2 protein-coding genes are annotated in these 1,368 nt (G+C 75.9%); both read left to right on the top strand.

The window, feature by feature from the left end; all coding sequences use genetic code 11:
* The coding region (locus tag AC1DUQ_RS21765) for a molybdopterin molybdotransferase MoeA (RefSeq protein ID WP_477074639.1) at positions 1-764 on the top strand (764 nt) is incomplete at its 5' end.
* Entirely contained in the window at positions 761-1,237 is a 477-nt protein-coding gene (moaC, locus tag AC1DUQ_RS21760) for a cyclic pyranopterin monophosphate synthase MoaC (RefSeq protein WP_477059640.1), read from the top strand. The genes AC1DUQ_RS21765 and moaC, both read left to right, overlap by 4 nt.
* The last annotated feature ends 131 nt before the right edge of the window (positions 1,238-1,368 follow it).

Here is a 1,368-nt window from a genome sequence, read left to right as displayed (position 1 = left end):
CCGCCGGCACGCTGCTCGGACCCGCCGCGATCGCCGCCGTCGCCTCGCTGGGCCGGGCCACCGTCCGGGTGCACCGCCGGCCGCGCGTCGGGGTGGTCTCCACCGGCGACGAGCTCGTGGCACCGGGCACCCCGCTGCGCCGCGGCCAGCTCCCCGACTCGAACTCCTGGCTGCTCGCGTCGGCGGTCCGGGACGCCGGGGGTACGCCGGTGCGGATCGGCCCGGTGCCGGACGACGTCGACGCCCTGCGGTCGGTGCTCGCGGACCTCGACGGCTCGGTCGACGCGATCATCACGTCCGGCGGGGTGAGCGTCGGCGCGTACGACGTGGTCAAGGCCGCGCTGGCCGACGAGCCGGGCGTCGAGTTCCTCCCCGTCGCTGTGCAGCCCGGCAAGCCGCAGGGCCTGGGCCGGCTCCCCGGCGGTACCCCGATCTACACGCTGCCCGGCAACCCGGTGAGCTCGTTCGCGTCGTTCGAGATGTTCGTGCGCCCGGCCCTGCTGCGGATGCGCGGGCTGGCCGACGTCGAGCGCCCCACGGTCCAGGTGGTGGCCGACGAGGGGTGGACCACGCCCCCCGGCCGCGCCCAGMTCATGCCCGTGCGCTGGGTGGGCCCCGACCGCGTGGTCCGTGCGACCGCGCGCGGCTCCGGCTCGCACCTCGTCGCCCGTCTCGCCCTGGCCGAGGGTCTCGCCGTGATCCCCGCCGAGATCGACGAGGTCGTCGCCGGCGACCACGTCACCGTCCTGAGAGTGAGCCCATGACCGAGCAGTTCACGCACCTCGACGCCGCTGGGCACGCCCGGATGGTCGACGTGACCGCCAAGCAGCCGACCGTCCGTGCGGCCACCGCCAGCGGACGGGTGCAGTGCGGCCCTGACGTGGTGGCCGCGCTGCGGGACGGGGCTGTGCCGAAGGGCGACGTGCTCGCGGTCGCACGGATCGCCGGGATAGCCGCCGCCAAGCGCACCCCCGAGCTGCTCCCGCTCGCGCACGTCATCGGAGTGCACGGCGTGGTGGTCGACCTCGAGCTCACCGACGAGGGCGTGTCCATCACCGCCACCGTCCGCACGGCCGACCGCACGGGCGTCGAGATGGAGGCCCTCACCGCGGTGTCGGTGGCCGCGCTCGCGGTCGTCGACATGGTCAAGGGGCTCGACAAGTCCGTCCGCATCGTCGACGTGCAGCTGGAGGCGAAGTCGGGCGGCCGCTCGGGCGAGTGGCGGCGCGAGGCGTGACGGAGCTCGGACCGGACGCAGGGCCCGCGCGGCTGCTCGACGCGACGCCGGCGCCGGCGTTCGACGCGGTCGTGCTCGCGGGCGGCCGTGGCCGTCGGCTCGGGGGCGTCAGCAAGGCCGAGGTCGAGGTG

The organism is Cellulomonas sp. P4_B5_2 (genome assembly GCF_056402235.1).
The sequence above is the reverse complement of the archived record's forward strand: the minus strand, read 5'-3'. Positions and strand labels throughout refer to the sequence as shown.